Source organism: Aliivibrio fischeri, assembly GCF_009727955.1.
In the GTDB taxonomy this organism is placed as follows: Bacteria; Pseudomonadota; Gammaproteobacteria; order Enterobacterales; family Vibrionaceae; genus Aliivibrio; species Aliivibrio fischeri_A.
On record NZ_WOBR01000023.1, the window covers coordinates 1 to 1849 of the forward strand.

General features: G+C 36.9%; 3 protein-coding genes. 1 reads left to right on the forward strand and 2 read right to left on the reverse strand.

The window, feature by feature from the left end; translation table 11 throughout:
- Positions 1-689: 689 nt before the first annotated feature.
- Both GNP81_RS19130 and GNP81_RS19135 read right to left on the reverse strand, forming a co-directional pair.
- Complete coding sequence (locus tag GNP81_RS19130; RefSeq protein WP_017019086.1) at positions 690-950, reverse strand: Txe/YoeB family addiction module toxin; 261 nt, start codon at positions 948-950, stop codon at positions 690-692.
- Positions 947-1198: a type II toxin-antitoxin system Phd/YefM family antitoxin gene (locus GNP81_RS19135; RefSeq protein WP_012551877.1), complete on the reverse strand. Its 252-nt coding sequence runs from the start codon at positions 1196-1198 to the stop codon at positions 947-949. Before GNP81_RS19135 ends, GNP81_RS19130 begins: the two co-directional genes overlap by 4 nt.
- Before the next feature lie 321 nt (positions 1199-1519).
- Here GNP81_RS19135 and GNP81_RS19140 point away from each other — a divergent pair, with 321 nt between their 5' ends.
- On the forward strand, positions 1520-1822 hold the full coding sequence (locus GNP81_RS19140) for a hypothetical protein (protein WP_155658514.1): 303 nt from the start codon (positions 1520-1522) through the stop codon (positions 1820-1822).
- The last annotated feature ends 27 nt before the right edge of the window (positions 1823-1849 follow it).

The following is a 1849-nucleotide window of genomic DNA, read 5'->3' on the forward strand; positions in this document are numbered from 1 at the left end:
TGCTACCATGCAGATTAAGCCTAAATTTACCACTTAATACGGCAAACCAAAAGAAACCCAGAATGCCGAATGTAGCAAATCGTGTTGATGCGATTGTTGTGCGTGCTTGCTTTCGGCTTGGCTAGCTTGGTAAAGAACTGCCCTGCCAAGATTTTTTAATGTCCTGATTTTAATTTACCAATGGCAATTAAGCGAACAAAATGTTCTTAAAGTGCGAGATAAAGTAAATGGAGAACAGATACATTTCTTACGCCATTTGAACGGCTTGGTTTCAACAGATTTGGAACTGATAAACCAAATATCCTTTCCACAACTGGGATTGAAAATGCTGAGAAGAAAACACTGATGCAAACTAAAATGAGGCATAACCAAAGAACAATTGAAGCGTAAAATAGCTTCTGAAACGCCTGAACTTAGGGAAATAAGGGCTAATTTGCCGAACCTGATAATACGGAAACCAAAAGGCAACAAAGAAGAAAGGAACGCTTACTAAGCCGAAACTACGAAAGCCACGATCCTTTTGATGAACCGTGCAAAAAATTTCGGACTCAGTACGCACAACGCCTGCATAACACGTTTGCTACCATGCAGATTAAGCCCCAATTTACCACTAAACACGGTAAACCCAAAGAGACCTAGAATGCCGAATGTAGCAAATCGTGTTGATGCATTTGTTAACTGCGATTCAATTAGTAGTGATAACGACAAGAAATTATCGTCAAATGTGAATCATTAACGGCATAAACCAGTCTATTTGTATCATCAATCCTGCGTGACCAAAAACCAGCTAAGTTTTCTTTCAATGGCTCAGGTTTGCCAATGCCTTCAAACGGTGAACGCTTTGCATCTGTGATTAACTTATTAATACGTTTTAGGGTTTTCTTATCCTGCCCTTGCCAATATAAATAATCATCCCACGCTTCATCAGTCCAAGCTAACATTCGACTCATTCAAGCAAGCCTCTTTCCGTAGTTTGACCAGCATTGTATTGAGCAATTGATTTGTTTAAATGAGCAGCATTTGCAGGAGAACGAGATAAATATATCGTTTCCATTAAACTATTGTAATAATCCATAGACATTACAACCGCATCTTCAGAATCTCGACGAGTGATAACTGTGCAGTCTGCATCATTAACCACGCCATCAAGAACAGATTTAAGACCATTTCTGGCTTCAGTAAAAGAAACTATACGCATAATTACCTCTTTATTAAGTTGTACCTAGTGTTGAACAAGTATAATTCATAAAAACGAAATGTACAATATATTGCACAGGTAACAAAGAAGCAGTTAACGCCGCAATAACACGTTTATTACTGCAACGACTTAGCTAAATTTTACCGCCTTAAACACTGAAACCAAAGACAAACCTACAACGCCGAATGTAATAAATCGTGTTGATTGCTTTGTTATGCGGCACAAATAAAATTAATTGTGTGGAACCAAGATACTACCCACAGTTACATTAACCAAAAACGGTTACGATACTTAAAATTTGCACAAAACTAAGAGAACGGAATGGATGCTATTGCTCATTTAATTATCATTTTAGGGAATCCATTTGCATATAAAATTGGACACTTAATTATTTCAATTTTAAGTATTGGAAAATTGTCCATTCAACCACTACCAACTAAATTTTCCGTTAATTTCGTGCAAGCGTTTGACGAAGATAAGGTCGTAGAAAACCAAAATAAACAAAACTACTCAATATCATATGGAATTGCCCTTTCCATTGGTTACGCTGTAACTATAGCTATCTTTGGAACCCTATTATTTTATAACATTGATAGTTTTATTGAAGCTCAAACATCAAACTAAAACACCCGCATAACGCCTGCATAACAC